Annotated in this window: 17 protein-coding genes; 5 read left to right on the top strand and 12 right to left on the bottom strand. The window is 65.2% G+C overall.

The annotated features are described in order from the left end of the window. Positions 1-31: 31 nt before the first annotated feature. The 4 genes from Pla108_RS14280 (at position 32) to Pla108_RS14265 (ending at position 4,466) form a co-directional block, all read left to right on the top strand. Entirely contained in the window at positions 32-1,084 is a 1,053-nt protein-coding gene (locus tag Pla108_RS14280; RefSeq protein ID WP_146445651.1) for a glycosyltransferase family 2 protein, read from the top strand. Positions 1,085-1,139: 55 nt separating this feature from the next. After that, positions 1,140-2,009 (top strand): glycosyltransferase family 2 protein, encoded by an 870-nt coding sequence (locus tag Pla108_RS14275; RefSeq protein ID WP_197526563.1) that lies wholly within the window; start codon positions 1,140-1,142, stop codon positions 2,007-2,009. A gap of 117 nt (positions 2,010-2,126) precedes the next feature. Continuing rightward, on the top strand, positions 2,127-3,521 hold the full coding sequence (locus Pla108_RS14270) for an NAD(P)/FAD-dependent oxidoreductase (protein WP_197526562.1): 1,395 nt from the start codon (positions 2,127-2,129) through the stop codon (positions 3,519-3,521). Between the two features lie 3 nt (positions 3,522-3,524). Next, positions 3,525-4,466 carry a polysaccharide deacetylase family protein gene (locus tag Pla108_RS14265; RefSeq protein ID WP_146445649.1) on the top strand — a complete coding sequence of 314 codons (942 nt, stop codon included), beginning with the start codon at positions 3,525-3,527 and terminating at the stop codon, positions 4,464-4,466. 72 nt (positions 4,467-4,538) lie between these two features. On the opposite strand, the gene Pla108_RS14260 is transcribed toward Pla108_RS14265, so the two are convergent. The 4 genes from Pla108_RS14260 to Pla108_RS14245 form a co-directional block, all read right to left on the bottom strand. Beyond that, entirely contained in the window at positions 4,539-5,450 is a 912-nt protein-coding gene (locus Pla108_RS14260) for a sugar phosphate isomerase/epimerase family protein (protein WP_146445648.1), read from the bottom strand. A gap of 157 nt (positions 5,451-5,607) precedes the next feature. Continuing rightward, positions 5,608-6,768 carry a trans-sulfuration enzyme family protein gene (locus tag Pla108_RS14255; RefSeq protein WP_146445647.1) on the bottom strand — a complete coding sequence of 387 codons (1,161 nt, stop codon included), beginning with the start codon at positions 6,766-6,768 and terminating at the stop codon, positions 5,608-5,610. A 12-nt stretch (positions 6,769-6,780) separates the two neighbouring features. Further along, positions 6,781-7,338, bottom strand: coding sequence for a hypothetical protein (locus Pla108_RS14250; RefSeq protein ID WP_146445646.1), 558 nt, complete (start codon positions 7,336-7,338; stop codon positions 6,781-6,783). Between the two features lie 114 nt (positions 7,339-7,452). Next, positions 7,453-7,869, bottom strand: a complete 417-nt coding sequence (locus tag Pla108_RS14245) for an endonuclease domain-containing protein (protein ID WP_146445645.1) — start codon at positions 7,867-7,869, stop codon at positions 7,453-7,455. A 157-nt stretch (positions 7,870-8,026) separates the two neighbouring features. Between Pla108_RS14245 and Pla108_RS14240 the strand changes: the two genes are divergently transcribed. Beyond that, positions 8,027-9,283, top strand: a complete 1,257-nt coding sequence (locus tag Pla108_RS14240; protein WP_146445644.1) for an outer membrane protein assembly factor BamB family protein — start codon at positions 8,027-8,029, stop codon at positions 9,281-9,283. Between the two features lies 1 nt (position 9,284). Here the strand turns inward: Pla108_RS14240 and Pla108_RS21480 are convergent, their stop codons facing one another. From Pla108_RS21480 to Pla108_RS14205, 8 genes are all read right to left on the bottom strand, one after another. Continuing rightward, positions 9,285-9,410 carry a hypothetical protein gene (locus Pla108_RS21480; RefSeq protein ID WP_261342526.1) on the bottom strand — a complete coding sequence of 42 codons (126 nt, stop codon included), beginning with the start codon at positions 9,408-9,410 and terminating at the stop codon, positions 9,285-9,287. 9 nt (positions 9,411-9,419) lie between these two features. After that, positions 9,420-9,665 carry a hypothetical protein gene (locus tag Pla108_RS14235; protein ID WP_146445643.1) on the bottom strand — a complete coding sequence of 82 codons (246 nt, stop codon included), beginning with the start codon at positions 9,663-9,665 and terminating at the stop codon, positions 9,420-9,422. A gap of 38 nt (positions 9,666-9,703) precedes the next feature. Further along, positions 9,704-10,678 (bottom strand): tryptophan--tRNA ligase, encoded by a 975-nt coding sequence (trpS, locus tag Pla108_RS14230; protein WP_146445642.1) that lies wholly within the window; start codon positions 10,676-10,678, stop codon positions 9,704-9,706. 330 nt (positions 10,679-11,008) lie between these two features. Beyond that, positions 11,009-11,968 carry a dihydroorotate dehydrogenase gene (locus Pla108_RS14225; protein WP_146445641.1) on the bottom strand — a complete coding sequence of 320 codons (960 nt, stop codon included), beginning with the start codon at positions 11,966-11,968 and terminating at the stop codon, positions 11,009-11,011. Between the two features lie 132 nt (positions 11,969-12,100). Next, positions 12,101-12,358: a hypothetical protein gene (locus Pla108_RS14220; protein ID WP_146445640.1), complete on the bottom strand. Its 258-nt coding sequence runs from the start codon at positions 12,356-12,358 to the stop codon at positions 12,101-12,103. Positions 12,359-12,527: 169 nt separating this feature from the next. Next, positions 12,528-12,998 (bottom strand): HU family DNA-binding protein, encoded by a 471-nt coding sequence (locus Pla108_RS21350; protein WP_146445639.1) that lies wholly within the window; start codon positions 12,996-12,998, stop codon positions 12,528-12,530. 586 nt (positions 12,999-13,584) lie between these two features. Continuing rightward, positions 13,585-14,016, bottom strand: a complete 432-nt coding sequence (locus Pla108_RS14210; protein ID WP_146445638.1) for a YkgJ family cysteine cluster protein — start codon at positions 14,014-14,016, stop codon at positions 13,585-13,587. Between the two features lie 18 nt (positions 14,017-14,034). After that, a complete protein-coding gene (locus Pla108_RS14205; protein WP_146445637.1) occupies positions 14,035-15,198 on the bottom strand; it encodes an aminotransferase class V-fold PLP-dependent enzyme in 1,164 nt (387 codons plus the stop codon). Positions 15,199-15,203: the final 5 nt, after the last annotated feature.

The raw sequence follows: 15,203 nt of genomic DNA, 5'->3' as shown, positions 1-15,203 counted from the left end.
CGTCCGTGTCCGCTGACACCGCAATCCCCGTATGTCGAATCCAACCACCACCGGCCCCTTGAGCCCCGTCGACGTGACGGTTGTTGTCGGAAGCTACAATCGCGCGGCGATGCTCGCCGAGACGATCGAGAGTCTTACTGCGCTCGACACGTCACTGCCGGGTGGCGGAGAATTCACCTACGAGATCGTGGCGATCGACAACGCCTCGACCGACGAGACGCAGGAAGTGATTCGTCGCTTCGCCGCGTCGGAACGGATCGGAAGCGCCGAGCGCGTCCGCGGCTTTTACGAGGCGGAGCCGGGCGTCACCCACGCCCGCAACCGTGGCTTGGCCGAATCCGTGGGCGAATGGATCGCGTTTCACGACGACGATCAGCGCGCCCATCCGCTCTGGCTCGCGAAGCTTCAGGAACTCGCTCGGCGGCGAAATGTCAAAGTCGTCGGGGGCGCCGTCCACCTGTCGCTTCCCGTGACGAATACGCGGAAGCTCGCCCCTGCTTGTCGGGTTTTGCTCGGCGAGAAAGTCGGTTGGACCGAGGAGCAGCCGTACACACGTAAGCGGATTCCCGGCACGAACAACCTCATGCTGCACCGGTCGGTCTTGCAGGACGTTGGGGTCTTCGATGTCCGGATCAAGGATGGTGGAGAGGACGCCGACCTCTACCGACGCATCCGGACCGCCGGGTACGAGGCGTGGTACACACCCGAGGCGATCGTCTACCACCTGATTCCTGAGCAGCGGTTAGCCGCCGAATACATGAAATGGACGGCGACGCGGCACGGCCAGCACCTGGCCCTTCGTGAGTACAAGGAGTGGGGTCGCGCAAAACTCGCAGGGATGATCGCGCTTCGCGCAGTTCAGGCCGGCGGAAGTTACCTGCCACGCTATTTTGTAGCTATCATGTCGGGACAGCGGGAGAAGGCCCTTGGCAAGAGGGCCCTCCTATGGCGATCGCAGGCCTATCTCGCTCGTGCTTGGTCGTTGGTCCGCAAGGGGGACGCGGATACCGGCGCCCAGGATGCGTCTCTCAACCTGCGTGAGGGACGCGAAAAACTTATCCACGGCGCCGCCAACGCCAATTAGCTTCCCACCACGCAAGGCGCCTGGCGCCATCCCACCATTTGCCCCCCCTCCTTTGATGCACAACTTTGAAAGCGGCGACACGGCGACCCTGACACGACCGGCCGTGAATGCAGCCGACGCCGGCGTCGCCGACGGCTCGGTCCGAAAGTCAACCGCCACGCCGTCGACGGCGACCATCCGCGTCGCTTTGCCGGCCTACAACGAGGCCGAGGCGCTCGAGCCGTTGCTCATTTCGCTGCACGCCACGCTCCGGGCGGCGGGGTTACCCCATGAGATTGTCGTCGTCGATGACGGCAGCAGCGACGACACCGCGGCCATCGCCAGCCGGGCGTCGTTCTCAATGCCGGTGCGGCTCGTCCAACACGAACAGAACCAGGGCCTCGCCGCCGCCTTGCGGACCGGCCTCGTCGACGCGGTCGATCACGCGGCGCCGGGCGACATCGTCATCACGATGGACTCGGACAACACGCACCCCGCCGGTTTGATCCCCCGCTTGTTGCAGATGATTGCCGAAGGGCACGACGTCGTGATCGCGTCACGGTTTCAGCCCGGGGCTCGGGTGATCGGCGTGCCTTTTGATCGCGTTCTGCTGAGCGTCGCGGCGCGATGGGTCTTTAAGATCATGCAACCGATCCCCGGCGTGAGGGATTACACGTGCGGCTTCCGCGCTTATCGCGTCGAGCCCCTCGCCGCGGCGATTGACTACTACGGCGACCGTTTTGTCAGTGAGCAAGGTTTCTCTTGCATGGTGGACGTGCTCTTGAAGCTACGTCGGTTGCGAGTGAACGGCGGTCCGGTCGTGATGGGCGAAGCCCCGATGGTGCTCCGCTACGACCAGAAGGGGGGCGTCAGCAAGATGCGGGTCTGGCGCACGGTTCGGCAGACGTTGTCGCTCGTCGCCCGGCGCCGGCTGCGGGGCGCGTAGTCCCTTCGGTTCGGAGGACGCCTCACCGTCGCGTGAGCGGGAGCACTCCGCGCGCGCGACGTCTCGGCGTCCCCCTTGCTCACTAGCGAACCCGTCTCTCCTTCTGCCATCCCTGCCGTGAAAACGATCGAAGCCCATCCCGCCCCCCCCGTTGCTTCACCGCGGGTCGCCGCCGAAAACCGCCAGCACTGGGCTGTCGTCGGCGGCGGCATGCTCGGCCTCGCGCTCGCCCACGAGTTGACCAAGCGTGGCAAGCGGGTCACCGTGCTCGAAGCGAGCCCCGAACTTGGCGGCCTCGCGAGCCCGTGGGAACTGCACGACGAAGAGACCGGCCGCGATGTCACCTGGGACCGGCACTACCATGTGACGCTCCTCTCCGACACGCGGCTCCGTCAGTTGCTGGCGGAGATTGGCCTCGCCGAGGACCTCCAGTGGGTCGAGACCAAGACCGGTTTCTATAGCGGCGGCAAGATGCACTCCATGTCATCGACGTTAGAGTTCCTCACGTTCCCACCGCTGCGGCTCTTTGAGAAGTTCCGCCTCGGCATGACGATCTTCGGCGCGTCGAAGATCCGCAATTGGCGCCGGCTCGAGCAGATCCCCGTCACCGACTGGCTCCGCAAATGGTCGGGCCGAGGAGCGTTCGAGAAGGTCTGGCTGCCACTGCTCAAAGCGAAGCTCGGCGACGCCCACACGCGGGTGTCGGCCGCGTTCATCTGGGCCCACATCAGCCGCATGTACGCCGCCCGGCGGACCGGCCATAAGAAAGAGATGTTCGGCTACGTCCGCGGCGGCTACCCCCGCATCCTGCAGACCCTCGCCGAGACGCTCGAGGAGAACGGTGTCGATATCTTGACCGACGCCGCGGTCGCCGAGGCGAGCGCCAAGCCCGCCGGGGGCGTCGCCGTTCGGTTGGCCGACGGATCGAGCCTCGACTTTGACCAGGTCGCGTTCACAACGCCTTCGCCGGTGATCGCCCGTGCCGTGCCGGGTATGAGCGAGGAAGAACGGACGCGACACTTCGGCGTGGAGTATCTAGGGATCGTCTGCGCGTCGCTGCTTCTCCGCAAGCCGATCACCGACTACTACGTCACCAACATCACCGATGGCTGGGTGCCGCTCACCGCCGTCATCGAGATGACCACGATCGTCGACCCCGACGAGTTGGGGGGCCGCTACCTCGTCTACCTGCCCAAGTACTGCCCGGCCGACGACCGCCTCTTCGACCGCACCGACGACGAGTTGCGTGAAGAGTGGCTCGCGGCTTTGGAGAAGATGCACCCGCACTTCTCGCGCGATGATGTCGTGGCGATGCGCTTCAGCCGCGTCCGCAGCGTGATGGCGTTGCCGACGATCCGCTACAGCGAGCGGCTGCCGTCGGTGGCGACCGGCGTTCCCGGCGTCTGGGCGGTGAACTCGGCCCAGATCCTCAAGGGGAACCTGAACGTCAACGAGACGATCCAGGTGGCGGACGAAGCGCTTGCCGGCCCGCTTGCCGCGGCGCTCGTTTGACCGATGCCGCTACCAATCGCCAGCCTTTCGCTCGACCTTGACGACAAGTGGGCCTACCTGCGCTCGCGTGGCGACGCGGCTTGGGAAGCGCGGCCGAGTTACCTGCCGGCAGTGGTGCCACGGATCGCCGACTTCCTTGGCGAACGGGGGCTCGCTTGCACGTTCTTCGTCGTCGGTGAGGACGCCGACCGCGACGACGGCGCCCGGGAGGTCGAGCGAATCGCCGCTGCGGGATTCGAGGTCGCCAACCACGGCGAGCAACACCTCCCCTGGCTCGACAAACTGACCGGCGACGCCCTCGAGGCGGAAGTCGCCGAAGCCGAGATCGCGATCACGCGCGTCACCGGCAAGCGGCCGATAGGCTTTCGGGCGCCGGGGTTCTCGTGGTCGCCAGAGCTGCTGGCCCTCCTGGTCCGCCGCGGTTATCAGTACGACGCGAGCGTCTTCCCCACGTTCGTCGGGCCGCTGGCCCGGGCCTACGTCAAGCTGTCGGGCTTCCGCGCCGCCAAGCCGCAGCCGGAGAGTGAAACGCCCGAGCAACGATTCAGTTCGCTCAGCGACGCCCTGCGGACCTTACGGCCCCACCGGATCGAGACCGCCGCGGGGCCCATCATGGAACTCCCGGTCACAACGATGCCGATCAGCCGGGCGCCGATCCACTTCACGTACGTCTCGTTCCTCGCCCAAAAGTCACCCGCCGCGGCGCGGGCCTACTGGCGAACGGCGCTGCGGCTCTGCCGACTGCGGGGCGTGGGCCCTTCGCTGCTGCTGCACCCGCTCGATTTCCTCGGCGAAGAAGACGAGCCGCAGCTGGCCTACTTCCCCGGCATGAGGCTGCCGCGTGCGGTAAAGCTCGAACTGCTCAGCGACGTGCTCGCCGCCCTCGCCCACAACCGCCAAGTGGTGACCGTCGGGCAGCACGCGTTGGGAAGGCTCGAAAAATGAGCCGTCGGCGCTAGCCGCGGGTAGCGTCTGATTGGGGCTCACCCGCGGCTAGCGCCGACGGCTCACCTCTATCTATCCAATCAGCGGCCGCAGGACGTTTCGGCTAATGCGGAGCGATCGCTGCCGCGCTTCGAGCGACTCGGTGTACGCTTCGTCCTCGACCTCAATGCAGACCGGCCCGTCGTAGCCGGCGTCGCCCAGCGCGCCGATCCAGGCGCCCCAGTCGATGTCCCCCAGGCCGGGCAGCTTGGCCGTCGCCCGGTCCATCGGCGGGGCGAACGACCCCACATCATTAAGCCGATGCGGGTCGACCCGCATGTCCTTGGCGTGCGTGTGGAAGATCCTCGACCCAAACTCGCGGATCGGCGCCACGGGATCCATCAATTGCATCCGCAGGTGCGACGGGTCGTAATTGAGCCCGAAGTTTGGCGACGGAATGATCTCGAACATCCGCCGCCAAATGGCCGGCGAGTGGGCCAGGTTTAGCCCGAACGGCCACGTTTTAGCGTACAGCATCGGGCAGTTCTCGATGCCGACCCGCACGCCGCGCTCCTCGGCGTGCCGCACGATCGGCGGCCACACCTCGGCGAACTTGGCGAGGTTCTCCTCCATCGACTTGAACTGATTGGCGCCGAGGAAGGAGTTGATCCCCTTCAGGCCTAGCATCGCCGCTGCGTCGATCACTTTGTAGAGATGTTCGATCGCCGCGGTCGCTTGGTCTTCCTCTGCCGATAGGGGAATCGAGTAATACCCTAGCGCCGAGAACGCGACGCCGTGCTTGTCGATCAGCGCCCGAGTGTCGTCAGCTTTCGCCGGCGTGAAGTCAGTTACGTCGAGGTGCGTGACGCCGCCGTACTTGCGATCAGGCCCGCCGGGGGGCCAGCAGAGTACTTCAACACAGTCGAACCCCTCGCCCGCCGCAAACCGCAGCACTTCTTCCAGGGACTGATCAGCCAGAATGGCGGAGACGAAACCGAGTTGCATGGGTGCTTCCTTAAAGTGAAACCATTGAGGCACGGAGGACGCACAGAGAAGAACTAGACAGGAATTACAGGATCAACAGGATTTCTCTTTAACCTCTCATCCTGTCGATTCTGTTAATCCCGTCGAAAAAAGCTACGCGCCCTCAGTGCCTCTGTGGTTATCCAATTGCGGCCACAAGAGCCTGTTCCAGATCGGCGATCAGGTCCTCTACTGCCTCCAGGCCGATCGACAGCCGGATCAGCCCGTCGGTGATGCCGTACTTCGCGCGGTCTTCGGCCGAGAAGCTGGCGTGCGACATCGTGGCGGGCTGCGAGATCAGCGACTCGACCGCGCCGAAGCTGACCGCCAAGCCAAAGAGCTTCGAGTCGTTCACAAATCGCTTCGCCGCCGCGTCGCCGCCGGTGAGTTCGAACGACAGCACGCCGCCGTACGCGCCGTCCATCTGCCGCTTGGCGATCGCGTGCCCCGGATGGCTCGGCAGGCCGGGGTAGAGGACCCGTGACACCTCGGGCCGGCTCAGCAGCCACTCGGCGACGTGTTGCGCCGAGCGGGACTGCTCGCGCACCCGCAGCTCGAGGGTCTTTGTGCCGCGTGAGCAGAGGAACGATTCGAGCGGGCCCATGATGGCGCCGGTCGCGTTCTGGATGAACTTGAGGTCGTCGTACACGGCCTTCTCACGCATCGCGAGCAGGCCCCCCATCAGGTCGCTGTGGCCGCCGTAGTACTTGGTGGCCGCGTGCATGACGATGTCCATGCCGATCTCGAGCGGCCGCGACAGCACGGGGGTGGCGATCGTGTTGTCGCACGCCGCCAGGGCGCCGTGCCGGTGGGCCAACTCGGCGACCGCGGCGAGGTCGACGACCGTCATCAGTGGGTTGCCGGGCGACTCGACCCAGACGAGCCGCGTGTTGGGGCGGATCGCTTTCTCGAACGCGTCGAGGTCGGTGGCGTCGGCGAGCGTCACCTCAACGCCGGCCCGGTTCGCCACTTTGTGGAGCAGCCGATAGGTGCCGCCGTAGAGGTCGCTGCCGGCAAGCAGATGGTCGCCCGACCGCAGCGAAGCGACGACACACGCCGTGGCGGCCATGCCGGTCGAGAAGGCGATCGCCCCGCCGTCCGGCCCACAGCCTTCGAGCGACGCAACGGTCGTCTCCAGGGCGGTCCGCGTCGGGTTGCCGCTGCGCGAGTAGTCGTACTCCCCCCACTCCCCGGCGCCGGGCTGAACGAAGGTGCTGGCGAGGTGCAGCGGCGGAACCACCGCCCCGGTGGCGGGGTCGGGTTCTTGGCCGATGTGGATGGAGCGGGTTCGGAATTGCATGCGGATAATTTTCTAGTCTTGCGACGCTTCAAAACGCGAAACCGGCTCGCGATTCCATCCCAGTGCGTCGCACTCGAAGGTCTCGTCTTTGAAGTAAAAAAGGAAATGCCTCGAGTCCTTCGCGGGCCCGTCTGCAACGGCAGTCCAACTTAACACCGGGCAATCGAGCCGTAAGTCACCTTTTACCTCATAGAATTCGCCCCACTGCGGAGCGACCCCCGAAAAGCGACATTGACCGTCGTACCAGCCTTCGTCGTTCGTGCCGCTAAGTCGGTAGCGCCAGCAGCTAGGAAAGGAGATCGCGAAGCGCTGTGTACCTCGATCCAGGTTTTGGTCGTCGAAGACGCAGTCGATTTCGAGCCTAAGTAAGTTGTGCTCGATTGCTATTGTCGCGTTCGGATCAACGGGATGAGCATTCCAACCGCTGTTGAGCTGTACAAACGATGTCTGCAGTCTCGACCATTTGCGTTGGTCGATCTTAGCTGCGTTGATGTGCCCCTGTTTGATGGCTTCGCTCCTATTGCCGAAACGGCCCGCAAGCCAGGCTCGAAATGACCTAAATTCCGTCATCGAACTCGTCCCAGACACGATGCAGTTGCTTGTTGGCCATGATCTTACCGAGAGCCAATCGTCAGCAGGTTAGGGTCGCGGTTCTAAGAGCTTATTCACAACCAACGACCAGCGTCAGCGAGGTCGCTTTATCCCCCTCCCTTTCAGGGAGGGGCTAGGGGAGGGTGAACCGTCTCCCGCACCAAGCGACTTAGCAATCACCTCAACCACCCCCTCCAAGTTGTCCAGCACATCGTCGTTCGCAATCCGCAACACTCGGAAACCGAGCGTCTCGATCATCGACTGCCGCGCCGCGTCTTCTTCCTCCCGCCCTTCGTGGCTGCGCCCGTCGAGCTCAATGACGAGGTTCGCTTCCAAACAGCAGAAGTCGATGACGTAGCTGCCGATGGGGTGCTGGCGGCGGAACTTGTAGCCGGCGACTTGGCGGTTGCGGAGGGCGTACCAGAGGACTTGTTCGGGGTGGGTGGCGTTGCGGCGGAGGTTGCGTGCGTTGGTAGTTGTTTTTGGTGGGAGGCGGTGGTGGTGCGGCATGCGTGTTACCCTCCCCTAGCCCCTCCCTGAAAGGGAGGGGGATAAAGCGGGATGCTCGGTCTTACGGGGGGCCAATGGTGGCCGATCGCCCGCATTATCAGCTACCCTGCATCATGCCGACAGGGCCGCCTGCGACTCCTCCGCGAAACTTCTCGACATGATCCGATCCTGCTTCCCCGCTCTTGTCCTATTGATCGTAGCTGGCGCAATAGCCCAGGCCGACGAGCCCGCCTGGAATCGCTTCCGTGGCCCCGAGGGGACCGGCGTCAACCAGACCGCTAATCCGCCTGTGGAGTTCGGGCCCGACCAAAACGTTCTCTGGCGGACGGCGGTGCACGGCCGCGGATGGTCCTCGCCGGTGGTGCTCGGCGAGCGGGTCTGGCTCACCACGGCGACCGACGACGGGAGGCGACTTTCGGCGCTCTGCCTCGAACTGGCAACGGGCGACGTGCTTTGGGATCGCGTCGTTTTTGAGGTCGCCGAGCCGCGGTTCCGCCACCCAACCAACAGCTACGCGTCGTGTACGTCGTTCGTCGAGCCGGGGCGGCTCTACGTCCACTTCGGCAGCTACGGCACGGCCTGTCTCGACGCGGCGACCGGCGCCACACTCTGGGAGCGGCGCGACTTTGTAAGCGACGATTTTCGCGGGCCCGCTTCGTCGCCGATCGTCCATGGCGAGTGGCTGATCGTCCACTTCGACGGCGTCGATCACCAGTTCCTAGTTGGCCTCGACAAGCAGACGGGCGCGACCGCTTGGCGACGCGAACGCGACATCGACTACGGCGTCGACAACGGCGACCTCAAGAAGGCGTACGCCACGCCGCGCGTGATCGAGGTCGATGGCGTCGCGCAACTGATCAGCCCCGCGGCAGTCGAGACGATCGCCTACAAACTGCCCGAGGTCGAACCGCTCTGGCGGATCCGGCACGGCGGAATGAACGCGGCCGCGCCGCCGCTCTTCGACGGCGAACGGGTCTATGTGACGGGGGGCGTCGGTCCGATGTCGCTCGTGGCGGTGCGTCCCAACGGCCACGGCGACGTCACCGACACACAGGTCGCGTGGAACGAAGGCCGCAACGTCCCGCAGCGCTCGGGGCCGCTGCTACTGGAGGGGCGCCTCTACACGACCGATGACCGCGGCATCGCCGCCTGCCGCGACGCAGCCACCGGCGAGGCGCTATGGACGAAGCGGCTCGGCGGGACGTTCTGGGCGTCGCCGGTCACCGCCGCGGGCCGCATCTACGCGTTCAACCAAGCGGGGGAGGGCTTTGTCTTCGCCGCCGAGGACGCGTACCGCGAGCTGGCCCGGATCGAACTCGACGAAGAAGTCAACGCGACGCCGGCGATCGTCGGCGACACGCTGCTCGTCCGGACAATCGACGCGCTGTACCGCTTCGGTGTCGAGAAGGAGTGAGCTACCAGCTCTTGAGCCCGCAGGCGTCTTGCGCCCGGCGGAGCGTCGCGGCGGCGCGTTCGCGCGGCGAGGATTGCGCGCACTTCGTCCGGCTTGGCGGTCCGTTCGGCGTGGAGTTCGTGTCCATCGTGGCTCCTCAGTTGTTGGTGGCGCTCGACGGCGTTACGGGGGCGGGCAACATCTCGATCGTGCTGATGTTCATCAGCGTAAAGATATGCATATGCTCCTTGCCGTCTTGGACCACAATGACCGAGCCGTGGTAATCAGAAACCGAGATAGAGTCCTGATGGCGAACGTCAAAGGTTTCGCCCCCCGTCATCCGAATGCGGAACGGCTGGCGGGAGGCGTTGCGGGCAAGTTCGCGGAGGTCTTCTTTTTCCATGGCGGGTTCCTGGAGGGTTGGGCTGGGGTCCCTTTACTCTAGTACCCCTTCACCCCACACGCCTCGTGCGCCCGCTTCAGCGTCGCGGCGGCGCGCTCGCGGGCCTTGGCGGCGCCGGCGGCGAGGATCTCGCGGACTTCGTCCGGTTTGGCGGCCCACTCGGCGCGGCGTTCGCGGGCCGGGCCCCAGTAGCGTTCCGACGCGTCGGCCAAGGCCTTCTTGACGTCGCCGTACCCAAAACCGCCGCGGGCGTAGGTGGCGGACCACTCGGCGAGCTCTTCGTCGTTCGCCACGAGCTTCAGCAGGTCGAACAGCACGTCGCCCGCGGGGTCCTTGGGGTCCTCCATCGGCCGGCTATCGGTCTGGATCCGCATGATCTGCTTGCGCTGCGGCTTCACGTCGTCGAACACGGCGAGCGTGTTGTTGTAGCTCTTTGACATCTTCTCGCCGTCGGTCCCCGGGACGCGGGCCGACTGGTCGAGCACTTTGCCTTTTGGCAGCACGAACGTCTCGCCGAAGTGGTGATTAAAGCTCTGGGCCAGGTCGCGGCAGACCTCGATGTGCTGCAGCTGGTCCTCGCCGACGGGGACCACCGTCGCGTCGTAGGCGAGGATGTCGGCCGCTTGGAGCACGGGGTAAGTGAAGAGGCCGGCGTCGGCCTTGATCCCCTTGGCGAGCTTGTCCTTGTAGCTGACGCAGCGCTCGAGCAGCCCCATCGGCGTGCCGGTGAGCAGCAGCCAGCAGAGCTCACTCACTTCGGGCACGTCCGATTGGACGAACAGCACCGCCTTGTTGGGATCGAGCCCCAAGGCGAGCAAGTCGATCGCGCCGTTGAGCGTGAACTCTAGTAGCCGCTCTTTCTCACGCACCGTCGTCAGCGCGTGGAGGTTGGCGATGAAGTAAAACGAGCCGTCGTCGCACTCATCCTGCAGCTGGATGTACTGCTGGATGGCGCCGAAGTAGTTGCCCCAGTGGAAGGGGCCGGTGGGCTGGATGCCGGAGAGAGCTCTCATCTTGCCGCTGTCTTTAGGAGTGTGGTTTTAAGAAGAAGGAGATAGGGGGATGGACTATCGGTGAAGTGAGGACGTAGGCGCTGCGGGCTGGCGATGGGTGGTGAGCGATTGCTAAGGAGATAATGGTGATGGAGCCTTTGAGGGGCGATGCGGGACCGCTAAGAGGCGTGAAGCTGTAAATCAATTCATTTCGAAACAGTTTACTTGATCGTTGTCATACGCCCCACCAATCGACCATTCCCTTATCTCCTCAGGGGCAGGTCAGCCAGCATTCGGCGACGCGAAGCAACTCCTCTTGTTCGTCACCAAGCCGCCATCCCCGTATCTACTTTAATGATTTAACGAGCCCACAATTGCGCTGACGCTCGTTGCGCCGATCTCGGCCAGCGCCGCCGGCAGGGCGTCGAGCACTTCCATCGACGCGGTGGGGTGGTAGAAGTTCACCGTGCCGAGCTGCACCGCACTCGCGCCAGCGACGAGGAACTCCATTGCGTCGTTGATGTTGGCGATGCCGCCGACGCCGATGATTGGCGCGCGGACCGCTTGGCTCGCCTGCCAGACGCAGCGGAGGGCGATCGGCTTGATGGCGGGGCCGCTGAGGCCGCCGACGACGTTCGCCAGCAGCGGGCGCCGCTTACGCCAGTCGATCGCCATGCCGAGGACCGTGTTGATCAGGCTCAGGGCGTCGGCGCCACCCGCCTCGGCCGCTTTCGCCATGGTGGCGATGCTCGTGACGTTCGGTGTCAACTTGGCGATGATAGGCAGGTCACTCGCCGCAACACAGTCACGGACCACGGCTTCGCAAAGGGCCGGGTCGCTGCCGAAGTCGACGCCGCCCGACACGTTGGGGCAGGAGACGTTCAGCTCGATCGCCGCGGGGCGGTGGGCCGCATCGACGGCGTCGAAACGGCGGACCAGCTCAACGAACTCTTCGCGCGTCTTGCCGGCGACGCTGGCGATGATCGGGCAGCCGACCGACGCGAGATACGGGACGTGGCACTCGATGAAGGCGTCGACGCCGTCGTTGTCGAGTCCGATGGCGTTGAGCATGCCGCCGGTCGTCTCAACCGTCCGCCACGGGGCGTTCCCTTGCCGCGGCGTGGCGGTAACGGTCTTGGGCAGGATTCCGCCCAGGCGCGACAGGTCGACCAGCGACGCTAGCTCGCGGGCGTACCCAAACGTCCCCGAGGCGACCAGCACGGGGTTGGGCAACTGCAAGCGGCCGAGCGTGACCGACAGATCGACGTCTGTCGGAGCGGTGGGCGACGGGGCTTCGGGGCCGTGAGGCATGCAACAGCAGGAGGACAGCGCGGCGAGCGGGGTAGGCGAGAGCCCAAGAGCCTACCCGGCCCGCGCGACGCGTCCTAGCGGCAGCACCGGCGCCTGCCGGTAGCGTGCCGCCTGTGAATGCCTTCTGACGCCTTACAGAACCAGACCGCTGGTGCGGTACGGCTTCATGTGGCTCGGCGAGTCGAGGAACCAGACGCGTTCCCATTCGTCGAGGAATGTCCGGAGGTCTTCCGACGTGTAAAGCAGCTGTTGGGCCCGGCGGGCCGGGTCAGCCGAATACATCGGGATGAGACAGCCGGTGCTCGATGAGAGCGTGAGGGCAGCCAGCAAACCCAGTAGCCAGGCTTGGGGACGCAGGAGCCGTAGACGAGGTCGCGAGACGGGTCGCATGGGGGACACTCCTCCTTGAGTGCGGCGCCAGGAGGGCGCCGTTAGCTTCCGGGCTGGTTGGGCTTAGCGAGTGAGACGTTGGCGAGGTCGGTCGGGCGTCCGTGCTCGGTTCGAGATCGCGTGCTTGGGCTCGTAAGTCGTTGTCGAAAAAGCAGTTAGCAGCAGTTTGTCACGGACCAGCCGCGTCATGGGACGGGCGATCGTAGTTTCCGTAGTTGGTCGTAGCGGGTGAGCCGAGGTTCGCCGCGCCGTTGCTACTAGCAGGACCATGGCTCGTTGGTGGCGCGCCGTAAGTCGTTTGCTGAGCCGCGGCTTCGGCCTCGGCACGCTCGCGCTCAGCGGCCTCTTCGGCTGCGCGGCGTTCGAGCTCCCGGACCCGCTCTTCCATCTCTTTGCCGGGCTTGAACGTGACGACGAACTTCTCGGGGACCGAGACCTTCTCGCCGGTGCGGGGGTTCCGCGCCTTGCGAGCGGCCCGCTGCTTCACTTCGAAGACGCCGAAGTTCCGCAGCTCGATACGACGGTCCTCGACCAGCGTCTCGACAATGGCGTCGAACGTCTTCTGGACGATCTCTTTCGTCTTGAGTTGGGTCAGTCCGATCTCGTCGGCGATCGTCCTGACAATCTCTTTTTTGGTCACGACCGACTCCCCGGCTGGAAAGGCGCTGTCCGTCGCTCGCCACCCGCTCGTCAATCGACGGCTGAGGGGGGCGATTTGGAGGCTCGACGGACCCTTTCTTGGGTTGGCTCTGTCGTCCCAAGTGTAAGTCTGGCAACGATTAGTGTCAACATTCGTCACCGCAGACCGGCCTGCTGACGCCCTCACAGACCGCTCAAAAGCGGCTTGTCGGGATCGCGGCGGTAGCGACGCAAGTGACACGTGATTAACGATTTACGACGATTTGGTTGGGTTACTGGGGCGGGAGTCCCTCGCTGAACGACGTAAAGCCTTTCAGCATAAGCACTTCGCACCGAGTGACGGCAAACAGACCTTCCTCTCCCACCGGGCAAGTCGGCGCCGTCACGATCGTTATCGACGGCATAACCGGCACGCTTTAACTAACCCGCCAAGGTTTCTGCGAAGAACGGAAATGGCGCCAAATCGGCTCCCCTGAGCCGGGGGCGCGAGCCCTCGGAGTGATAGCGGGGACCCGGGTGCCTCCGAGGGCTTGCGCCCCCGGCTCAGGGGCCCTTCGCTCAGGGGACTGATGGGACCGCTCTCCCTTTCAGATACGGATGACCTTCCGTCGCTCCTCAATCTCCTCGATCGAGTACAGCTTCCCCTTGCCGCTTCCGGGGCAGACAGCGCAGGTCTCGGCCCAGGCTTTCGGGCTCTTCAGGTTCGAGTCCCAGAAGGGCCAGGTGCGGCACTGGCGGGGGCGGGCTGTGTAGACCGTGCACTTGCGGCTCTCCGCGTCGAGCATTACGCAGTCGCCGTTGCCGCGCTCGCGGAGGCTTTTGCGGACCCCTATCGTGACGACGTACTCGGCCTCGAACTCATCGACCGGTAGCTCGCACCGCTCGGCCATCTCGGCGATTTCGGCCTTGTTGAGCCAGATGTACCCCGGTTCGCCCGTGCAGCAGTCGCCGCATTCGGTGCAAGTAAAGCGGAGCCCGTCATGGTGCCAAGGCTGCTTGGACGCGTCGTCTTTCGCCATCGTTCGTCTCGGTTCGGGCTACGTGAGGGGCGACGCGATGAGGCGTCCGACCGCTGTCACGGCGGCGTCGATTTCGGAATCGGTCGTACCGGGGCCGGGGCTAAAGCGGACCAGTCCGCCTTGGCGGGCCGTCCCGAGCGCCGCGTGCATTCGCGGCGCGCAGTGCAGGCCGGCACGGCATTCGATCCCCCCGACGCTTGCCAGCAGCATCGCTAGCTCGTGAGGATCGTATCCCTCGGTGGAAAAGCTCACAACGCCCGCTTGGCGGAGGGGCTCGCTCGGGCCATAGACCCGCACGCCATCCATCGCGGCGAGTCCAGAGGCGAGACGCCCGCGGGCGTCCGTCATTCGCTGCCGGATCGCCTCCACGCCTGTCGCGAGGACGTGCTCAACGCCCGCGGCGAGTCCGGCGAGGCCCGGCGCGTTGAGACTGCCGGCCTCGAACTTGTCGGGCAGCGTCTCGGGCATCTCGAGGCGATCGCCTCCGCTGGCGGCGCCGCCGAGTCGCAGCGGCCGGAGGTCCTCCTCAATACCGGGCGCCAGCCAGAGCACGCCCGTTCCGAGCGGTCCGTAGAGTCCCTTATGGCCCGGGGCGGCGATCAGATCGGCGCCGAGCGAACGCACATCAAGTGGCAGCCGACCGAGCGTTTGCGCCGCATCCACGAGCAAACGCACCCCTTGCGACTTCGCGAAGCTCGCCACCTCTTCCACGGGTTGGATCGCTCCTGTGACGTTCGAGGCGTGGACGATCGCTATCAACTTGGTTTCGGGCCGCAGGGCGGCGGCGACTTCGTCAACCGAGACGACGCCCTCGCTGTCGCACCCGACCCAGGTCGTCTCGACCCCTTCGGTGCAGAGGAACTCCAGCGGCCGCAGCACGGCGTTGTGCTCGCAGACGGTCGAGACAACGTGATCTCCCGCCCGGAGCAGTCCCCGCAGAGCCAAGTTGAGCGAATCAGTGCCGCTGTTGGTGAACACAACGCGGCGCGGATCGCTCTCGCCAAGGAGTTGGGCGACGGACCGCCGGGCGCGGTCGACGATCGCTCGCGTCTCGTCCGCCGCGGCGGAGGCGCCGCGGGCGTAGGACGCGCCGACGCGACGCTGCCAATCGTCGACCGCGTCGTAGACGGCGTCGGGCTTGGGCCAACTCGTGGCGGCGTTGTCGAGGTACAGGCGGCGCATCACGC

This window comes from Botrimarina colliarenosi, assembly GCF_007859955.1.
GTDB classification, from domain to species: domain Bacteria; phylum Planctomycetota; class Planctomycetia; order Pirellulales; family Lacipirellulaceae; genus Botrimarina; species Botrimarina colliarenosi.
This window is presented reverse-complemented; position numbering and strand designations above follow the sequence as displayed.

What these genes read in the sequence shown, in the direction of transcription:
- Pla108_RS14280 (WP_146445651.1), top strand. Translation starts at nt 32, where the DNA reads ATGTCGAATCCAACCACCACCGGCCCCTTGAGCCCCGTCGACGTGACG.
- Pla108_RS14275 (WP_197526563.1), top strand. Translation starts at nt 1,140, where the DNA reads ATGCACAACTTTGAAAGCGGCGACACGGCGACCCTGACACGACCGGCC.
- Pla108_RS14265 (WP_146445649.1), top strand. Translation starts at nt 3,525, where the DNA reads ATGCCGCTACCAATCGCCAGCCTTTCGCTCGACCTTGACGACAAGTGG.
- Pla108_RS14260 (WP_146445648.1), bottom strand. Translation starts at nt 5,450, where the DNA reads ATGCAACTCGGTTTCGTCTCCGCCATTCTGGCTGATCAGTCCCTGGAA.
- Pla108_RS14255 (WP_146445647.1), bottom strand. Translation starts at nt 6,768, where the DNA reads ATGCAATTCCGAACCCGCTCCATCCACATCGGCCAAGAACCCGACCCC.
- Pla108_RS14250 (WP_146445646.1), bottom strand. Translation starts at nt 7,338, where the DNA reads ATGACGGAATTTAGGTCATTTCGAGCCTGGCTTGCGGGCCGTTTCGGC.
- Pla108_RS14245 (WP_146445645.1), bottom strand. Translation starts at nt 7,869, where the DNA reads ATGCCGCACCACCACCGCCTCCCACCAAAAACAACTACCAACGCACGC.
- Pla108_RS14240 (WP_146445644.1), top strand. Translation starts at nt 8,027, where the DNA reads ATGATCCGATCCTGCTTCCCCGCTCTTGTCCTATTGATCGTAGCTGGC.
- Pla108_RS21480 (WP_261342526.1), bottom strand. Translation starts at nt 9,410, where the DNA reads ATGGACACGAACTCCACGCCGAACGGACCGCCAAGCCGGACGAAGTGC.
- Pla108_RS14235 (WP_146445643.1), bottom strand. Translation starts at nt 9,665, where the DNA reads ATGGAAAAAGAAGACCTCCGCGAACTTGCCCGCAACGCCTCCCGCCAG.
- trpS (WP_146445642.1), bottom strand. Translation starts at nt 10,678, where the DNA reads ATGAGAGCTCTCTCCGGCATCCAGCCCACCGGCCCCTTCCACTGGGGC.
- Pla108_RS14225 (WP_146445641.1), bottom strand. Translation starts at nt 11,968, where the DNA reads ATGCCTCACGGCCCCGAAGCCCCGTCGCCCACCGCTCCGACAGACGTC.
- Pla108_RS14220 (WP_146445640.1), bottom strand. Translation starts at nt 12,358, where the DNA reads ATGCGACCCGTCTCGCGACCTCGTCTACGGCTCCTGCGTCCCCAAGCC.
- Pla108_RS14210 (WP_146445638.1), bottom strand. Translation starts at nt 14,016, where the DNA reads ATGGCGAAAGACGACGCGTCCAAGCAGCCTTGGCACCATGACGGGCTC.
- Pla108_RS14205 (WP_146445637.1), bottom strand. Translation starts at nt 15,198, where the DNA reads ATGCGCCGCCTGTACCTCGACAACGCCGCCACGAGTTGGCCCAAGCCC.